The sequence below is a fragment of the Aromatoleum toluclasticum ATCC 700605 genome, assembly GCF_000378245.1.
In the GTDB taxonomy this organism is placed as follows: domain Bacteria; phylum Pseudomonadota; class Gammaproteobacteria; order Burkholderiales; family Rhodocyclaceae; genus Aromatoleum; species Aromatoleum toluclasticum.
In genome coordinates, this window is record NZ_KB899492.1 from 315,214 (window position 1) to 331,903 (window position 16,690).

General features: G+C 63.5%; 21 protein-coding genes and 1 pseudogene. 8 read left to right on the forward strand and 14 right to left on the reverse strand.

Annotation, left to right across the window (positions count from 1 at the left end):
- From drmB to F464_RS0104505, 3 genes are read left to right on the forward strand one after another with little or no spacing between them, the layout of a single operon-like run.
- Positions 1 to 1,860, forward strand: a complete 1,860-nt coding sequence (drmB, locus tag F464_RS0104495) for a DUF1998 domain-containing protein (protein ID WP_018988586.1) — start codon at positions 1 to 3, stop codon at positions 1,858 to 1,860.
- Positions 1,861 to 1,873: 13 nt separating this feature from the next.
- A complete protein-coding gene (drmC, locus tag F464_RS0104500) occupies positions 1,874 to 2,623 on the forward strand; it encodes a DISARM system phospholipase D-like protein DrmC (RefSeq protein WP_198292226.1) in 750 nt (249 codons plus the stop codon).
- 58 nt (positions 2,624 to 2,681) lie between these two features.
- A complete protein-coding gene (locus tag F464_RS0104505; RefSeq protein WP_157353546.1) occupies positions 2,682 to 4,124 on the forward strand; it encodes a hypothetical protein in 1,443 nt (480 codons plus the stop codon).
- Positions 4,125 to 4,148: 24 nt separating this feature from the next.
- Here the strand turns inward: F464_RS0104505 and F464_RS0104510 are convergent, their stop codons facing one another.
- From F464_RS0104510 to F464_RS27870, 10 genes and pseudogenes are all read right to left on the reverse strand, one after another.
- Positions 4,149 to 4,898: a TIGR03747 family integrating conjugative element membrane protein gene (locus F464_RS0104510; RefSeq protein ID WP_018988589.1), complete on the reverse strand. Its 750-nt coding sequence runs from the start codon at positions 4,896 to 4,898 to the stop codon at positions 4,149 to 4,151.
- Entirely contained in the window at positions 4,895 to 7,054 is a 2,160-nt protein-coding gene (traD, locus tag F464_RS0104515) for a type IV conjugative transfer system coupling protein TraD (protein WP_018988590.1), read from the reverse strand. The genes F464_RS0104510 and traD overlap by 4 nt, the downstream gene beginning before the upstream one ends.
- Position 7,055: 1 nt before the next feature.
- A complete protein-coding gene (locus F464_RS0104520; protein WP_018988591.1) occupies positions 7,056 to 7,589 on the reverse strand; it encodes an integrating conjugative element protein in 534 nt (177 codons plus the stop codon).
- Complete coding sequence (locus tag F464_RS0104525) at positions 7,586 to 8,206, reverse strand: transglycosylase SLT domain-containing protein (RefSeq protein ID WP_026295741.1); 621 nt, start codon at positions 8,204 to 8,206, stop codon at positions 7,586 to 7,588. The genes F464_RS0104520 and F464_RS0104525 overlap by 4 nt, the downstream gene beginning before the upstream one ends.
- Positions 8,191 to 8,910, reverse strand: coding sequence for a TIGR03759 family integrating conjugative element protein (locus F464_RS0104530; protein WP_018988593.1), 720 nt, complete (start codon positions 8,908 to 8,910; stop codon positions 8,191 to 8,193). The genes F464_RS0104525 and F464_RS0104530 overlap by 16 nt, the downstream gene beginning before the upstream one ends.
- A 9-nt stretch (positions 8,911 to 8,919) precedes the next feature.
- Entirely contained in the window at positions 8,920 to 9,567 is a 648-nt protein-coding gene (locus F464_RS0104535; protein ID WP_018988594.1) for a hypothetical protein, read from the reverse strand.
- Complete coding sequence (gene pilL2, locus F464_RS27860) at positions 9,564 to 10,097, reverse strand: PFGI-1 class ICE element type IV pilus protein PilL2 (protein WP_051092247.1); 534 nt, start codon at positions 10,095 to 10,097, stop codon at positions 9,564 to 9,566. The genes F464_RS0104535 and pilL2 overlap by 4 nt, the downstream gene beginning before the upstream one ends.
- A 176-nt stretch (positions 10,098 to 10,273) precedes the next feature.
- Positions 10,274 to 10,654 (reverse strand): hypothetical protein, encoded by a 381-nt coding sequence (locus F464_RS31520; protein ID WP_232428829.1) that lies wholly within the window; start codon positions 10,652 to 10,654, stop codon positions 10,274 to 10,276.
- A 126-nt stretch (positions 10,655 to 10,780) separates the two neighbouring features.
- Complete coding sequence (locus tag F464_RS31525) at positions 10,781 to 11,278, reverse strand: DNA-binding protein (RefSeq protein WP_332309962.1); 498 nt, start codon at positions 11,276 to 11,278, stop codon at positions 10,781 to 10,783.
- Between the two features lie 295 nt (positions 11,279 to 11,573).
- A pseudogene (locus tag F464_RS27870) lies at positions 11,574 to 12,403 on the reverse strand (IS5 family transposase); the annotation flags it as partial.
- Positions 12,404 to 12,639: 236 nt separating this feature from the next.
- On the opposite strand from F464_RS27870, the gene F464_RS27875 reads away from it, so the two are divergent.
- Both F464_RS27875 and F464_RS30820 read left to right on the forward strand, forming a co-directional pair.
- The gene (locus tag F464_RS27875; RefSeq protein ID WP_018988601.1) at positions 12,640 to 12,945 is read left to right on the forward strand and encodes a cytochrome c biogenesis CcdA family protein; all 306 of its coding nucleotides are present in this window, start codon (positions 12,640 to 12,642) and stop codon (positions 12,943 to 12,945) included.
- 173 nt (positions 12,946 to 13,118) lie between these two features.
- Complete coding sequence (locus F464_RS30820) at positions 13,119 to 13,259, forward strand: hypothetical protein (protein ID WP_018988602.1); 141 nt, start codon at positions 13,119 to 13,121, stop codon at positions 13,257 to 13,259.
- A gap of 109 nt (positions 13,260 to 13,368) precedes the next feature.
- On the opposite strand, the gene F464_RS30200 is transcribed toward F464_RS30820, so the two are convergent.
- Genes F464_RS30200 through merT form a run of 3 tightly spaced genes read right to left on the reverse strand, consistent with a single transcriptional unit; the run spans position 13,369 to position 14,275 of the window.
- Entirely contained in the window at positions 13,369 to 13,593 is a 225-nt protein-coding gene (locus F464_RS30200) for a GDCCVxC domain-containing (seleno)protein (RefSeq protein WP_084600413.1), read from the reverse strand.
- The gene (gene merP, locus F464_RS31530) at positions 13,590 to 13,880 is read right to left on the reverse strand and encodes a mercury resistance system periplasmic binding protein MerP (RefSeq protein WP_269744897.1); all 291 of its coding nucleotides are present in this window, start codon (positions 13,878 to 13,880) and stop codon (positions 13,590 to 13,592) included. Before merP ends, F464_RS30200 begins: the two co-directional genes overlap by 4 nt.
- Before the next feature lie 14 nt (positions 13,881 to 13,894).
- Positions 13,895 to 14,275, reverse strand: a complete 381-nt coding sequence (merT, locus tag F464_RS0104570) for a mercuric ion transporter MerT (protein WP_018988604.1) — start codon at positions 14,273 to 14,275, stop codon at positions 13,895 to 13,897.
- Between the two features lie 42 nt (positions 14,276 to 14,317).
- Between merT and merR the strand changes: the two genes are divergently transcribed.
- From merR to F464_RS0104585, 3 genes are read left to right on the forward strand one after another with little or no spacing between them, the layout of a single operon-like run.
- Positions 14,318 to 14,728 (forward strand): Hg(II)-responsive transcriptional regulator, encoded by a 411-nt coding sequence (gene merR / locus F464_RS0104575; protein ID WP_018988605.1) that lies wholly within the window; start codon positions 14,318 to 14,320, stop codon positions 14,726 to 14,728.
- Positions 14,725 to 15,063: a YnfA family protein gene (locus tag F464_RS0104580; RefSeq protein WP_018988606.1), complete on the forward strand. Its 339-nt coding sequence runs from the start codon at positions 14,725 to 14,727 to the stop codon at positions 15,061 to 15,063. Before merR ends, F464_RS0104580 begins: the two co-directional genes overlap by 4 nt.
- A 4-nt stretch (positions 15,064 to 15,067) precedes the next feature.
- Positions 15,068 to 15,262: a hypothetical protein gene (locus F464_RS0104585; protein WP_018988607.1), complete on the forward strand. Its 195-nt coding sequence runs from the start codon at positions 15,068 to 15,070 to the stop codon at positions 15,260 to 15,262.
- A 63-nt stretch (positions 15,263 to 15,325) separates the two neighbouring features.
- Here F464_RS0104585 and F464_RS0104590 read toward each other — a convergent pair whose 3' ends face one another.
- Positions 15,326 to 16,582 (reverse strand): hypothetical protein, encoded by a 1,257-nt coding sequence (locus F464_RS0104590; protein ID WP_018988608.1) that lies wholly within the window; start codon positions 16,580 to 16,582, stop codon positions 15,326 to 15,328.
- Between the last annotated feature and the right edge of the window lie 108 nt (positions 16,583 to 16,690).

Consider the following 16,690-nt stretch of genomic DNA (forward strand, 5'->3'; position numbering starts at 1 on the left):
ATGATCATCAATAACAAGACGCCAGTCGGAGAAGTTCGACCCAGCCAGCTGCTCTGGACTTACGGGCCAGGCGCGTTGATCGATCTGCCGAGCCTGTCCGTTGTGACGCTCGGCATCGACCGATGGGAAAAGGACCGTTGCCAGCCGATCCAGGAAGCCAGGCTGCTGGCCGCTGTCCGGAAGGTGCTTGGAGCACAGGTCGAGAACCTGCGGATGCCGCCGTTCCAGAAAAGCGAGCTCATCGACGTCTGGTCGGCAGAGGCGAACATCGGCGTCCCCGTCCGGCCATTCCCGCGCTGGATGCGCTGCGTGAAATGCGGCCTGCTGTCCCCCTTCGATGCCGGATTGTTCGAGATCAAGGAGAACCGCTTCAGGCCAGAGCGAACCCGGTTCGTCCACAAGGGCTGCCGAGGCTCGAAGGGCGACCAACCCGCCAAGGACGCCGATGCCGTACCGGCACGTTTCCTGTTGGCCTGCCGCGATGGTCACCTCGACGACTTCCCTTGGCACTACTTCGTCCATGGTGGCAACAGTTCATGCAAGGGCACGCTGCGCTTCTTTGAGAGCGGCGCCTCGCTGCAAACCGAAAACCTGTGGGTGAAGTGTGATGCGTGTGGGGCATCGAGAAGCATGGCTCACGCCTTCGGCAAGGCGGGGAAAGAGAATCTACCCGCCTGCCGTGGACGCCACCCGCACCTTGATCACTTCGACCATGAATGCGACGAGGAGGCGCGTGCCGTTCTGCTGGGCGCCACGAATAGCTGGTTCCCGATCACGCTCTCGGCGCTCGCGATTCCCCAGAGCAAGGACCCGCTCGGTCAGCTGATTCAAGATGGCTGGGAGTTCTTCGAAGAGCTGGAATCCGAAGCCGAAGTGTCGGTGACGGTGAAGACCTTGAAGAAGACCGGCGCGCTGCCAGGGATCGACAAATATCCGGCGGCGTCGATCTGGTCAGCCATCGAGGTGCACCGCACCGGTGGCGGACAGGAGGTCGTGGATGAAGCCGATATCAAGGGCCCCGAGTGGGACGTGCTGACGGAGGCCAATCCGCCCACGGACTACCCGCACTTCATGAGCAAGAAGGTCGGCACGCCGCCGGCCTTTGCAAAGCACATCAGCAGAGTGTTGCTCCTGGAGCGACTGCGCGAGGTCAATGCCTTGCTGGGCTTCACTCGGGTGGAGGCGCCCGAAGAAACGGGTGACCCGAACGAGCGGCCGCAGATGGCCAACCTCTCGCGAAGCAAGCCGGATTGGGTCCCCGCGAACCAAGTCCATGGCGAGGGCATCTTCATCCAGTTCGACGAACAGGCTCTCATCGCGTGGGAGGCGCTACCGGCGGTGAAGAAGGTCGATCAGATGCTCCGAGGTGGCCACAGGGGGTGGCGCAACTCACGTCATCTCGACCCGGATGAGGGCTACCCCGGCATTCGCTACGCCATGCTTCATACGCTCTCACACCTGCTGATTCGTGAGCTGGCGCTGGAGTGCGGTTACAACGCCGCGAGTATCCGCGAACGGATCTATGCCGACACCTCGGGCGATATTCCGCAGGCTGGCATCCTCATCTACACGGCGGCCGCCGACTCCGATGGGACGCTGGGCGGCCTCGTCGATCTCGGCAAACCGGAGAATCTCGGGCGTCTGCTGGAACAGGCGTTGAACCGTTCGAAGATCTGCTCATCCGACCCGCTTTGCTCCGAGCACGATCCCGAGAAAGATCGCTCACTTCATGCTGCGGCTTGCCACGCTTGTAGCCTGGTGGCGGAGACGTCCTGCGAACGTGGCAATCGTTACTTGGATCGGTCATTGCTGGTTCCGACCATGGAACGCATCGACGCGGATTTCTTCAAGGGCTTGTGACATGGAGAGGCTCTTGGACACCGTCGCAGCCGTGGTCTGTCTGGTCTCTCCAGAGAAGGTCCAGGCCATAGCTAGCCGGATTCGTCGGACCGATGCCAGCAAAGCAGCCGGTGCGCTGTCGGGCGTGGTCGGCACACCCGCAGCCGCTGGGGTCATGGATCAGCTCGTCGATGCTTGGCGAGCCACAACCGTCAGCGCCGATGAGCTGGCATCGATGCTACTCGCCGCCAGCCACGTCCTCACGAAAGCTGCCGCCGAGCAGTCTGCCGAGCTCGTCTGGACGGGGCCGACGACGCCCTTCGTCTCGGCTCGTCGAACGGAACAGGCACTGCTGCAAGTCATCAATGCCGCCGATAGGGCTCTGTTCATCACGAGCTTCGTGGCTTATGACGTCTCCACCATCGTGAAGGCGTTGAATGCCTCAAGCGATCGGGGGGTTGCCATCTCGATGCTGCTCGAATTATCCCAGGATCACGGGGGCAGCATCACCTTCGACGCGATAGGCAAGATGAGAGCACTGGTTCCTTCGGCTCGACTCTATGCTTGGCGCGATAAGGCCGATCCGTTTTCCGATGGGAGCGTCCATGCCAAAGTCGCAGTGGCTGATGGTCGTACCTGCTTCATCACTAGTGCCAACCTGACAGGCTTCGCAATGGAACGAAACATGGAAGCGGGGCTGCTCATCTCTGGAGGGCGAATCCCTCGGGCACTGGATGATCACCTTCGAGCACTTGTCGCAATGAAAATCGTATCGCCAGTTTGACATTCAGAGAAACAGACCCTGCCCACTCTACAAGGTGCCACGGGGAGAGGTGACGACATTGCACGAGCTGGTGAAAGTCATTATTGAGGAGATCAGAAGGCTTCAAGATTCGCCGCAGCCGTGGGGCGACATGGATGATCCATTGCCTCGCCTGATTGGTGCAGGCGATGGTCGGCTCATTCCTGTTTCGAGAAAGGTCGACCAATTGATAGCGGACATTGCTCGCCGCAAGATGAAAGGCAATGCGATGCTGGAATCACGTTTTACCGGCAAGGACTTCAGGGAAATGGTTCGCCGAGCCTTCGGTCCAGCGCTGATCAAGATCGATCACGAACGAGACGTCGACCAGAATGCGGCATTCGTCTTGAACGATGTCGAGGAGGCCGTCACAAGGGAAGTTGAGTGGATATCGGAGAAGGGGCAGCGGGAATACGCTTTCGGATGCACGCTCTTCAGCTATGACGATGTCGCGCCTTTCGACGTTGGGCCGGTTCGTTTCGAGCCACGGAAGGTCTGGCTCGATCGCAAAGCGTCGGACGGACGATGGGTTCGGGTAACACCAGATGGCCGCCTGGAGCGGTTTCCTGAAAGAATCGCGGATGGGCCAATCTCGAAAGTTGCCAAGCATCGTATCCTCCACACGTGGCAAGGGTACAAGCTGAAGAAACGGAAGCCTTCCACCGACAGCCGTGAAGAACAACACGTCCTCAAGGCCATCGGCTGTTGTCTCTATGTGTGCTCCGTCAAGGTTCCGGGATTTGGAGGCGAAGCAGGGCAAGAAAAAGCGGTGATATCGGCGCGCCTCGCCTTGGCCGCAGTGGCGCTACTCTGGGAGGCGCCATCTACAGCGCTGAACGGATTCAACCTACGCGCTGGCCGAGAGCTGCGCGATCACGAGGTGCTTTCATTTACTGCTGATGGCCTCGTGCTTGGCGGCGGGGGTGGATCCAAGAGGTCACATGCACATTGGGTCAGGCGGGATGAGCTGGAGGAGATCCTCAAGAGGTCCGCCGAAAATTTCGCGGTCGCCGGAGAGGCTATCAGCTCCTTCCTAGATCCGACGGAAGGTAGTGCACGGCCCAAATTGATGAATGCCGTAGTTCATACTCTGCTTTGGTTTTACGAGGGTTGCTGTGAAACCGTGCCTCAAATCGCCCTCGTCAAGTTTTCGGCAGCCATGGAGGTGCTTACAGGAAAGCTCAGTCGGAAGGGAAGTCAGGAAGCCATCCGCAAGCTCATCAAGGCCAATCTTGGAGTTGACGATGATAAAGTCATCACTCGGGACGGCATGACGATGAAGGAATTCATCGAGCTGATCTACGGCAAGGGACGGAATCGGATGATCCATGGCGAGAATGAAGCACTCGGACACGACTGGTCGACATGGCGAGCTGCCGCCGAAAAGCTTGCGCGGGATTGCATTGTGCTCTACATGAATCGGATTGCAGAGAACCCCTCGATCAATGATCCGAAACAGCTCTTGCAGCATGCGAGTGGATGATTGTGCTTTGCGGACCGTATCAAGCTACAAGTACTTCTTGAAGCTCCCCGCCGCGATGTTCATCGCCAACCCGAGCAGCATGGCACCCGGCAGCAGAATCAGCAGCGGGTGCAGGGACACCGGCAGCGCGAGGTAGATCACCCACGGCAGCACAGCCAGGGGCATCAACGCGGCCTTGGCCCGGTGGTAGATGAAGCCGGATTCACGCCCGGCGCCGAACTTGCGGATGTCACGCCGTACCAGTCCGTCGACCAAGCCAACGAAGGCCGCGAGCAGGAACAGCGGCAGCGTCAGTACCAAGACCAGCAGCCGGACGATAAAGGTCAGCGTGGTGAAGGCGGCGGCGATCAGGTAGCTCTCGGTCCAGACGTAGACCTGGCTGAGGTAGTAGCGGAAGTCGCGGCTGCCGCCACGGCTGGGCGCGCTGGCCTGCGCCGAGGCATCGCGTATCCAGTCCAGCAGGCCGGTGCGCACGAACAGCCACTCGTAGCCCTGCTCCACCAGCCGGTGCGCGGTGCGTCCCGGCTCCTGCACCAGCGCGCTGCGGGTGAAGTTCTCCGAGAGCTGGTCCAGCTCGTAGTGGAGCATGCCCTGGGCATGGCGCCAGCCCTGCTCGGACCAGAAGAAGTGCATGCCGACGCACTCGATCACGATGCACAGCAGCAGCGATCCGCACAGCACGCCGAAGAGGCGGAACGGCAGCGTGACCAGGCTGGCGATCAGCCCCTGCTGTCCTTGCTGCTGGCGCTGTGCCGCGACGGCCGGATCGCTCATGTCCCGACCTCTTCATCGTCGGCCGCCATCTGCTTGAAGTCGTCCAGCAGGTCGGCGGGCAACGCGCTGTCCTGCAGGCCCGGCATGCCCTGGTTCTCCCACCAGTCGCCGGCCTCGATGTAATGCTGGCGCATGTAGCCGGCCAGCTCCTGCAGATCCTTCGGCATGGCCTCGTCGGGATCGGGCGCCGGCAGCGGCATGCGGATTTTCCAGAGGTTGCCGCCCTCGATCAGCGCGAAGCATTGCCCCTTCGGCAGTGCAACCACATGCGCCGGCTCGATCAGCGGCACGCTGTTGCTGCTGATGCGGTCCTGGGTGTTGGACGTGAATGCGGTATTGCCGCGCGGGTCGGAACTGTCGGTGGCGCCGCTCATCAACGCCGTGGCATACACCTCGACCTTGGGCAGTTGCCGCGTCAGCAGTTCGGCGGTGGCGGTCTCGCGCACGCGCAGCATGAACAGGTTGTTGAAATTGCCGATCACCTGGCCGGCTTTGGCGCGGTTGCCGATGCGGGCCTCGATGTCGCTCAGGGTCTGCGTGTAGGCCGTCACCTGTACGCCGGCACCGCCGCCCTTGTTGACCATCGGGATGAACTCGTCGCCCATGAGTTCGTTGAACTCGTCCGCGTGGACGTTGATGGGCACCTTCACGCCGGTCGCCGATCCGGGCAGGCCGTCGTCGATGCCGAACTTGTAGATGTGCCCCGCGACGGAAACGAGGTCGGAGAACATGGAGTTGCCCACCGCCGCGGCCACCTCTGCATCGGACAACGCATCCAGCCCCACGTAGACCACTGCGCGTTTGCGGATGATCTGCATCCAGTCGAAAATGGGCCGCGGGTCGGACAGGTCCGTATAGTTCGGTGCGAGCAGTTGCGCGATCTTGCCGGTGGTCAGCTTCTCCAGCAGCGGCAGCAGCGAGGCGACGATCTTGTCGAAGTAGGTCCGGTCGTAGCGCACGGCGCTGCGCAGGCCGTCGAGCACCGGGTCGTAGACGCGCACCTGTGAAAGGTACTGTTCGAGGGCGACCACGCGCTTCTCGCGCCCGATCATGTTGCGCGGGATGTTCTTGTCGTTCAGCCTGGCTTCGAGCTGCACGATGACCTCCCAGGCCTTCGGCTCGGTCCTGGCGAAGTAGTGCTGGGCGTACTCGATGAACAGCGCATCGATGTTGATGACGTGGCGCTGGATCAGCAGGTAGTCCGGCCGCTGCCCCAGCTCGACCAGGGCGCGGGCGATGATGTTCACGAAGCGCCAGGCGAACTCGCGGAATGCGGCGCTGTTGCCTTCGCCGGAGAGTTGGCCGGCGATGCGCGTGGCGACCTCGGAAATTCGGCCGAAACGCCCCACCGCGTTGTAGCGGGCGCTGACGTCCGGCCAGCCCAGGTGGAAGACGTAGAACTCGCCCTCACGCCCGGCGCGCTTGGCCTCCACGTACATGCGCTTGAGCAGGTCGGCGTCGCCCTTCGGGTCGAAGACGATCACGACCTCGTACTGGCTGTTGACCTTGCGACGGATGTCCTGGGTGATGAAGAGTTCGGCCAGGCGGGTCTTGCCCACGCGCGTGGTCCCGAGCACCAGCGAGTGGCCGACACGCTCGCCCAGCGGCAAGGTGACATCGGTCTCGTGCGGCTCGATACCGTGCAGGCGCGGCAGTCCACCCACTGGTGGCAGCGGCCGCGCCGGGTTGAGTGGACTGTCCCAGGCCAGCGCCCGTGCCAGCTTCGAGAGCGGAAACGGCGCGAACTCCAGGCGCTCCTCAAGCCGCCGGGCGACCCGGTAGATTGCCGTCGGTTCGATGTAGCGGCGGAACTCCGGCCGGTAGGTCTGCATCAGCCGGTGCGTGTGGCGCTGGTCCCAGCGAAAGCCCTTGCCGATGAACAGCCGCTGCTGGCTCACCGGCACGTCGCGGCTGGTCAGCACGTAGCGCGGCAGGCGGCGGATGTTGCGGCGGTAGCGCAGGACCGCCCAGGCGTCACGCAAACGGATGGCGCCGAAGGCAAGGAACGCCAGCGCCGAGCCCAGGCCGAGCAGCGGATTCAGCGCGAGCGACCACGGTGCCGCCAGGCACAGAAGCGCGGCGCCGGCGCAGACCGCCACGGTGTGAAGCTCCACCGCGGGACGCAGCAGAACTTCCACCGCATGTGGCTGCGCCATCTCACTGCTCGATGCCGGTGGCCGTGATGAGCACCGGGTAGTGGCGCAGGCCCAGGCGCTGGGCCAGGTCGTCGCCCGATGCGGGCGAGAGGGTCAGGCCGGGCGCCAGGCGGCGCAATGCCGCCAGCGCCGCCATCGACTCCACGTTGACCACCAGCCCCACGGCATGCAGCTCGCGCAGTGCGGCCTGCCGCTGCCGCAGCCAGGTCCACGAACGCTCGTCGTCGCCGATCAGGAACAGCGGCGTAATGCCGGGCGCCCGGATGACGCGGCGCGGCACGTCGCCCGGCGACAGTTGCGTCGAGCGCACCGGCAGCATGGCGGCCTCGGCATCGCCCGGACTGCCCACGCGGGGCAGTGGCATCGGGGCTGGCGGCGTGGCGCGATCCGGCTGCGGATTCAGCGGCTGGTAGTACGGCAGTGCGGAAGCGCCGCCGCGGTCTTCGACGACGCTCAGCGGAGCGGAGGCGGTCTGGGCGGAAGCCGTCGCGGCGGACAGCAGCCCGATGGCGGCAATGAGGACGGTGCGGTTCATGGTGTGGTGACCTGGAGGGTCGGAACGGGAATGCAGGGGCCGAGCACGCGGGTCAGGTGTCGATGCACGCTGCGCCGGTAGCGCGCCGCCGGTTCCCCGCCAGCGGGGCGGTGGTAGCGGCCGATGGCAAGCAGCCAGTCCTCGCCGGGGATGTGCTGCTCGCGCAGGATTTCCGCGGCAATGTCCAGGTTGCGGTACGGGTCCAGCAGCTCGCATGGCTGCGCGTAGCGATGTGCGTGGTAGCCGAGATTGACCTGGCCGAGACCGGCGTCGATGCGGTTGGCCGGCGTGCGCCCGAGTGCCCGGCGCAGCCCCGTGCAGGCTTCGGCGCGGGTTGCGTAGCGCTGCGGCGTGCCGGCGACGTTGAGCGTCCACGGCCAGGGCACCATGCGTCCGCGCAACCGGGTGCCGCTCTCCTGCAAGGCCACCGCGTACAGCACCGCCGACGGTATGCCGACGCGCTGCGCCGCCAGTTGATAGGCCGGCGGCGGCACTTCCCGGGCCGGGGTGGCCTGCGCCCAGGGGGCCGTCATGAACAGCAGCGCCGCGGCAACGCAGCGGATGGTCAAGCGGCCCGGGCGCCTTGCCCGGTGCGGGGTGCTTACTGCCGCTGCCATTGGCCGTTCACCTCGCGCACCACCGCCGGCAGGTCGCCGGGCAGGCCGAGCGACAGCCAGCGCCCGGCGTCGTGGTTGAGCGTGATCGCGCGGGCGCGCACCTTGGCCGGGTCGATGCCGGCCTGCGTGGCCCACTGCCGGATGCGGGCATCGTCCTGGCGGCTGCCGACCATGTAGAGATCGAAGACCGTGCCGGCGGCCTGCAACTGCTGCACGCGCTGCGCGCAGGGCACGCAGTCGGCCTTGATGAACACCGCCAGCCGTCCCGAGCCGGTGTTGCCGGTGCCGGGCGCCTTGGCACCGGGCAGGCTCACCCGCCGCTGGCCGGGAAATAGGCGCTGCCACGCGGCGTCATAGGCGCGCTGATAGGCCAGTGTCTTGTCGACGCGTCGGGCTTCGGCCTGGACCTGGAGTTCCGCGTAGCGCCTGCGTTCTTCCTCGCTGCGTGCCTCGATGCCCAGCGCCGTGAGCGGATCGAGCTGGGGCGAATACACCCCGAGCGGCCCCTGCATCAATTGCCGGAAGCGCGCCCACTCCTCGGGCCGAAGGCCCCAGTCCCGCGCCTGGCGCTCGTCGAGCGCCGCAACGGTGTTGGGCTGTACCTGGCTGGGAACCACGCGGGCGTTCGTCACCGCGGCCGGCTGCGCGGATGTGCCCATGGCGGTGAACAGCAGAACGGCAGCGAGCATCGGCCGCAGCGTCATGGCGACCGCCTACGGCACCGCGACGCGCTGCGTCTGGCCATTCACCTGGAACACGGCCGCACGCGCCTCGACGGATTGCAGGTGCCAGCCGCCCTCGGTATCACCCTCGCGCAGCAGCCGGGCGCCTGCGAGCGAGGTCGCGCTGGTGGCGGTGATCGACAGGAAACGCTCGCCGCCACGCAGTTCCACGCCCATGACCTGGAATGGCGGCTCCGGCACCTTGGGCGGCGTCGCGGCAGGGGTGCGCTGGCGAGCGGAGGATGCCGCCTGCCGGGATTTCTCCAAGCGGGTCTCGACCCCCCTCACGCGCGCCTGCAAGGCCTGCAGGTCGGTGGCCACAGTGCCCGCCGACTGCGCTTCTTCAAGGCGAGCCATCTTCTCGTCCAGCGCCTGCCGGGCGGCCGCGAAATCGGCTTGGCTGACTGGCGTGGGCCGGCCCCTGTCCGCGTCGGCCCGCTGTTCGAGGTCGGTCACGCGCCCCCCCAGCGCCTTGACCTGGACCGCCTGCGCGTTGTCCTGGGTCTGCTCGGCCAGACGCGACAGGCCGACGCTGTTGACGATGGCGACCGCGCTGACGAGCAGTAGCCAAGCGGCCGCGGCGATCTTGATCCAGCGCGTGCGGGCGCCGTGCTCAGGCAACTCTTGCGGGAGCGTCATTGCTGCACCTCCTCGGAGTGGTCCAAGGAAGCCGGCGCATGGACATGCCGGCTGAAGCAAACCTGGCGTGTCAGGTCATCGACCGACAGATCCCAGGCGGGGCCGGCCAGGGTCAGCAAGGCGTCGCGCAGCACCAGCGGGCCAAGGCGCAGATGCGCGGCTGGCAGCGGCAGCGCGTAGAGGGCGGCGGCGGCATCGCAGAGCCGGTAGCCCGAGCGCAGCAGGACATGCCGCATGGCGTCGCCCACGTTCGCATCGAGCGTGGGCGGGACGGAGACTTCCACGGTCTGCTGCAGCAGATCGCGCTGGGCAGGCTCCGGCACCAGCTCGACCAACGTGTAGCGGCCGTAGCGCGTCACAGAAACCTGTGTGGCGGGCAGCGCAGGTGCGACGACTGGAGACGATGGCTGGGCAGCGTCGATTGGCTTGCCGGCGTTGGCCGCGCAACCAGTGCCCATGAGGCCGGCCGCGACGCAGCACAGACCAAGCCGGAAAGGGTCGGTTGAGAACAGGCTGGTGGGCTTTTGCATCGATTGGGCTCCTGGAAGTTTCCAGGTGCCACGATCGCCGCGTGGGCTGTTCGGTTCAGCAGAAAAAGGGACATGCGGGTTGACCGCTTTCTGCGCCCACTCCCCCAAAAGGGATGGCACCGGGATGAAGCAAAAATTAGGACTTTCGATCTGTAACCATCTGTTTACAGGTGAACTTACGGAGCGTCGGACGTTGCGGTTTTCGCGCCGACGCCCGCGCCCTCTCGCCCGCTCCGTTTCCTTCGGCTGCCCTGACGCAGTAGCTGGTTATGCAAGTCGGCCATCACTTTTTCCTGTACCGCCAGTGATGCCTGGGCCGCCGCGAGTTCGATTTCAAGGGCTTGACGACGTTCGCTCTCCCCGGCGAGCGCGGCTTCGAGCACACTCTTGCCGCGAAGCAGCTCCTCAATCTGTAGTTCCCGCTCCTCCAAGCGCTGGCTCAACGACTCAGCGTGTCGCCCCGTTTCCCAAGCCGCCGCCATTTCCTCGCGGAGCGATCGCGCCTCCGTCTGAATCTGGTGAAGCTGCACATGGGCCTGCGAGAGCTCGGCCGCCAAGCGCGCGTTGTCCCGGCTGATCCCTGTCAGTTGATCCTGTTTGGTTCCGAGCGTCAGATTCAGTTGCCGCAGTTCGACCTGCAGGTGCTGGACCTGCTGCTCGTGCTGGCGCTGCTCCTGGTCGCGTTATTCCTTGGCCGCCTGCCGGAAATGGTCCAAGGCTTCACGGGCATGGCGGTGTTTGTCTTCCAGCGATTGCCGGTACTGTTCACCTTGCGCCAGTTGTGACTGAAGATCGGCGGCCTGTTGCGCGGCCAGGGCACGTTGCACGGTCTCCTCTTGCAGCGTGAGGGTCGTCTGACGATGCCCCTCGCGCTCCTCGCTCAGGAGTGTTTCGGTGCGCTGCAACTGGATCCCGAGTGCGTCGCCGTCTTTGCGTTGCTGCGCGAGCGCGTCCTTGAGTTGGGCAATTTCGGCGGTGTAGCGGGTCTTCACCTCCGCAATCCGGGCATCCGCCTCTTCGTGCAAGCGGCCGGCCAGCCGGCCTACCAGGTCCTGAATTGCCTCGCTCACCGCGACCTGGGTGCCGCCGATCCCGCCTTCTTCCTCCTCGATCTCCTTCAAATAGCGGTGAATCGTCGCCTTTGAGCCGGTGTTACCGAGTTCGACCCGGATGGCGTCGATCGACGGATGTCGGCCTGCGCACGCAGCGTGTCGCGTGCGCGCATGAAGATGCCACGTCTGGCCATGGCGGCACTCCCGATTATTACATACTGTATTACTGGTACGGCTCTACACACCCTTTTCGACGATTGGGCACCTCGAATAACGCGAGGTTTTCAATGAATCCTGCCGCCCAACGATGACCGCGACCGAATTCGGTTCGATTTCTATGACAAATCGCCGCTTTTCCCGGCGATGTCGCCCCGTTTTTACCTCGAATCGCCTCGGGCACCGGCGATTCGGCCCATTTCGGGCGTCAGAAGGCCTCGATTCCGGCCTCCTGGAGATAGACCAGCCGCTTGAGATTGTAGCAGGCCGCCATCATCGTCATCGCAAAGTTGGCCCGCGCCTGACCGATGGTGCGCAGCAGCTTGCCGCCCATCTGCTCGATGGCGCCGAACACGTGCTCGACCCGTGCGCGCGTCTTGGCGATGCGTTTGTTGCGTCGCTGCTGGCACTCGGACAGCGGCTTGTTGCGCTTGCCCTTGCGCTGGACCTGGTTCCGAAAGCCGTTCTCCTTCAGCCAAGCTTCGCGCTCCTCCGACGGGTAGCCCCGATCGGCATAGACATCACGGCTCGTGTTGCTCGTGTCGAAGACGTTGTCAAAGTGCTGGCTGTCGTGCATGGAGGCGGTGTCGGTCTCGATCCGGCGGATGATCTTGTACTTCTTGTCGACATTGATCGACAGCTTGTAGCCGAAGTGGCTCTTGCCGTGCCTCTTCGTCCAGGTCGCGTCGGTGTCCTTCTGGCGCCGCTTCGCCGGCTTCCAGTTGGCGGCATCGCGCCTTGCTCGATGAGTTCCTTCTCGCCCCGGCTGTTGTGCTGCTTGGGCGCGGGAACCAGCGTGGCATCGATAATCTGACCGCCGCGCGCGATGAACCCTTTCTGAAGCAACTGCGCCGAGACGCCGTCGAACAGCGCCTTCGCCCCTGCTTCACCGATCCGGTTCTCGAAGGTCCACACGGTGGCGCGGTCGGGGACGTTCGTCGCGTTCGCCAGTCCGCAGAAGCGCTTGTAGCTCATGCGGTCGAGCAACTGGTACTCCATCTGCTCATCCGAGAGGTTGTACAGACGCTTCAACACCAGAGGAGCGGCGCCATATCTAATCGCGTCGGCTCTTGGGCCTACGCCCATATGATGCCGACTGTGGCGGAGCCCGGCCTCACTCCGTTGCTGCAATAGGCCTTGGTGCCGGGGTTGGCCTTGCGGTGGTTGCGCAAATGGCACGCGCTGCGGCGAGGTGCGACGGCTGTGGCACCCTGCGATGCGGGCAACGAAAAGGAGTAACGATGGCGATTGCTAACCGAATGAGGAAAGGGTGAATGCCTTGCATCGGCCCCGTGCTTGGCGCGATCCTGACGGCAAGCGCGATGCAATCCTCGGTATTCGGCGGTGTCGGACTGCTCTCAGCCTACGCCTTGGGATTGGGTGTGCCCTTCATGCTGTCGGCAATCTTCATGCGCGAAATGCTCGGACGGCTAAAGGGCTTGCGCCATGCCGGACGCCCGCTGCAGATCGTGGCCGGCGCGGTCATGGTACTGATCGGGTTGGCAATGGTTACCGGCAAGCTGACGGAATTCAGCCTCTGGCTTCTCGATCGGATTCCAATTCTCGGACAGATCGGATGAGGAATCATGCGGGCGGGATTCCGCGGTGGAATCAGGCTCCACGGGTTCCGGGGAAACGCGGGGCACCCGCAGGATGCCGGGCGTGATGAATGCTCGCCAAATGGCGATGAGAGCCGCGTTCGCAGTGAACGCAGCGCACAAATCCTTGAGATGTGAACGGAGGCTACCCTGAGATGGACTCGCGAATGATGGACGGCATGGCCGGGATGATGCTCGGCATGGGGCTGCTGGGCTGGCTGCTGATTCTGGTTCTGGTGGTTGTCGCCGCTGCGGCTATCAAATACCTCTTCTTCGATCGCGGGCGTGACAAGTAAAAGAAGAGGTTTCGGCACATTTTCTGGTCCAGTTCGTCCATGGGCGGTGAGCGTCTCGGGTATCGATAACGATCAGGGCGCCGTTCAATGACTGGAAGCGGGAGTGCCATCATTCCTTGTGACACGAGCACTGCTGCCCGTGCGCCTGAACCGGCGGGCACGGCACGGTACCGTACGAGCAAAACACGCAGCAGTCCCCTGGTCGCGGCTTGAATACCGCATGGCAATGCTCGCACTCATAGAACCACTGGCACGCGTCCGTCGGCATCGTTTCGGTCTTGACGTGACCGCACGCCGGACAGGACAGCGCCGATTCGAGAACGATCACGCTCATTGCTTGCTGCCGGCCAAGGTCGAAGGATAGCCCGCGTCCCGGGTAGCGCGGGTCAAAGCCTCGACATTGGTTTTGACGTCGTCGAAGCTGACGGTCGCCTCGCGCTTGTCGAAGTCCACCGTGACCTCGGCCACCCCGACAACCTTGCTCAGCGCCTTCTTGACGGTGATCGGACAAACCGGGCAATTCATCGTCGGTACGGACAGCGTGACCTTCGTGGATGCCGCCCAGGCCGGTGCCGTCAGCGTTGCCGCCATCCATGCCAGCGCCAGTAGCTGTGTTCTCACTTTCAGATCTCCTTTCAATAGAACCGCGGAGCGATGAACGGGAAGATCAGCGCGATCAGCACCAACACGACCACAATGCCGAAAAGCAGCTTGTACATGCGCTTGACCTGCGGCACCGCGCATACCTCGCCTGCCTGGCAGACAACGGTCGGCCGCCAGATTCGTCGCCAAGCCAGCAATAGCGCGACCAGCGCCACGCCGATGAAAACAGGGCGATAGGGTTCGAGGACGGTCAGATTGCCGATCCATGCCCCGGAGAATCCGAGCGTAATCAGCACCAGCGGCCCGAGGCAGCAGGTTGACGCGAGGATGGCTGCCACGCCGCTGGCGAGCAAGGCGCCGCGCCCATCATTGCGGGTGCGAGGGGGATTTCCGATCAAGGTCTTCGATTGCATGGTGTAAGCTTACTTCCGTACTAAAGTACGGAGTCAAGCGCCATGAAAAACCCATCCGATCATTTCTCGATCGGCGTTCTGGCGGACGCGGCAGGCGTCAATGTCGAAACCATTCGTTTCTACCAGCGCAAGGGCCTGCTTCCCGAGCCTGCGCGGCCATGCGGCAGCATTCGCCGCTACGCGGGCGCTGACCTTGCACGTGTGCGCTTCATCAAGTCGGCACAACGGCTCGGTTTTGCCCTGGATGAAGTGAGCGAATTGCTGAAGCTGGAGGACGGCACCCATTGCGACGACGCACGCAGCCTCGCCGAGCACAAACTGCAGGATGTGCGGGCGAAACTCGCAGATCTGCGCAGCATCGAGTCGGTGCTAAGCCAACTGGTTGCCCGGTGTGGAGCGACACGTGGCGAGGTGACCTGTCCGCTCATCGCATCGCTGCAGGGGAACACATGATCGAATTGGCGAAACTGAGCGCGCTGTTCGCCGTCACGGCGCTGGCCGAGATCATTGGTTGCTATCTGCCCTGGCTGGTGCTGAAGGACGCCAAGAGCGCCTGGCTTTTGGTGCCGGCCGCGGTGTCGCTGGCAATGTTCGCCTGGCTGCTGACTCTGCACCCTATGGCGGCGGGACGCACCTACGCGGCCTATGGGGGCATGTACATCGTCGTCGCCCTGCTGTGGCTGCGACTCGTCGACGGCGTGGCGCTGACGCGCTGGGATCTGGCGGGAGCGGCCATCGCACTGGTTGGCATGGCGATCATTGCGCTGCAGCCATTCGGAAAAGTCTAATGACGTGTTCATGATGGAAGCGCCGCAAGCGGTGCTCGAAGGCGAGATGTCGAAATTTCCGGGCGCCACCTCGGGCGAACAAATGGAGGAGCACAGGGGCTATCTGGCCGGGTGTCACGGACGCGACCCGGCGACCCGCATCGGCAGCTTTGAACTCCAGGTGTCACATGTTCGTACATCTGTTGGCCCGTGCGTTTGACCGCACTCCACCGCAAATCAGGCATACATGCGGAGCGATCGGCATCATGCGCGCAGGACTGTTTCATGCGGCACAGCGACACGCGAGGCGGTCGAGGATCCGGCGATTTTCGCCAAGCTTGCATAGCGACTCGAAGTGCAGGTCGAGATCCTCGAACAGGATGTAACTGAGCGAGAAGTCGTCAGGGCGCCGGAACATCGGGCGCTTGAGTTGATCGACAATTTCCTTCTTGCGGGCGGCCGGAGCAACCAGATACAAATGATCCTCCCGACCAGGAATCGACAGCGCCATGTCAGTAAGTCGCAGGATGCCCGAATAGATCGACGTGCTTTTCTCGACTTCGAAGGCGCTCGCGATTCTCGGCTCACCGGGGTAGAGCCATAAGACATCGATGAGTTCGGCAGTGGCGTGTACTTCCGGCGATAGCCCGAGATCCGGCAAACGTTCCAGGCAACGGTACCCCAAGGGGCTACCGCGGTAGACGGCGCTGCGGTCATTGCGGGCGATCAGCACATCATAGCCGAGCGCGCGGCCCAACTCACACAGCTGGTATTGCACCTTGGTATGCAAGCGCTCCTCCGCCATGTCCTGCTCTACCTGCGCGTGGCGTTTGCGCCGCACCTGTTCGAGCTTTTCGCGTTCGATAACCAGGGTTTCCGAACCATCGCCGACCATTCCGAGGCGCCCGACGCCAATCTCGAAAAGCATGCCGCTGAAAGCGCCCAGATCCTTCGAGAGTATGCCCAGTACGGTATTGGCCGCGGTGATTGTCTCGCGCATTTCCAGATAGCTCTCCCAGGAGCCGAGCTTCTTCTTCGTCTGGAACAGCGCGTTGAAACCGTTCAGCATCGCCGTGTTGAACGGCGGAAACAGCGTTGGATGCAGGAAATACAGAATGTTCGCGACGGCCGGACCCAAGCCTTTGATGCGCTTGCCAGCGAGCTTCAAGACTTCCTTTTCCAGCGCCCGCAGATCCGTAGTTCCTAGGCAGGCGTAGAGAAATTCGCCGAATGCCTGCTTGTTGAGTTCATTCTCGTAGATGTCGGGGATGCGCAGCTTCGGCTTCCAGTAGAACGGATGCGCAGCCCCTTCGAATACCTGTTTCTGCTCGGAAATGCACGCCAGCACGAATTCCAGGGACGAGCCTTTGAAGTCATTCGGAAAGCGCTGCTGCTTGATATCGTCGATGACTGTGGCAACACCACGGCGGATGCTGCGAAACGCCTTGATCCGGTCTTCGCTGCTGATGAACCAGGTGTTGTAAACCGATTCGGGATCGGCTTTGTAGGCTTGCGCGACCGGCAACAGGGCTTGCTGCATAACGAACCTTCATAGAACTGTGCGTCATTTCTAGCAGCGCCAAAAGAGAAGGTCAATCCTGTCCCTGTCGCCGCCTTGTCGTTTCTAGCCCGGATCCGTCGAGCGCCG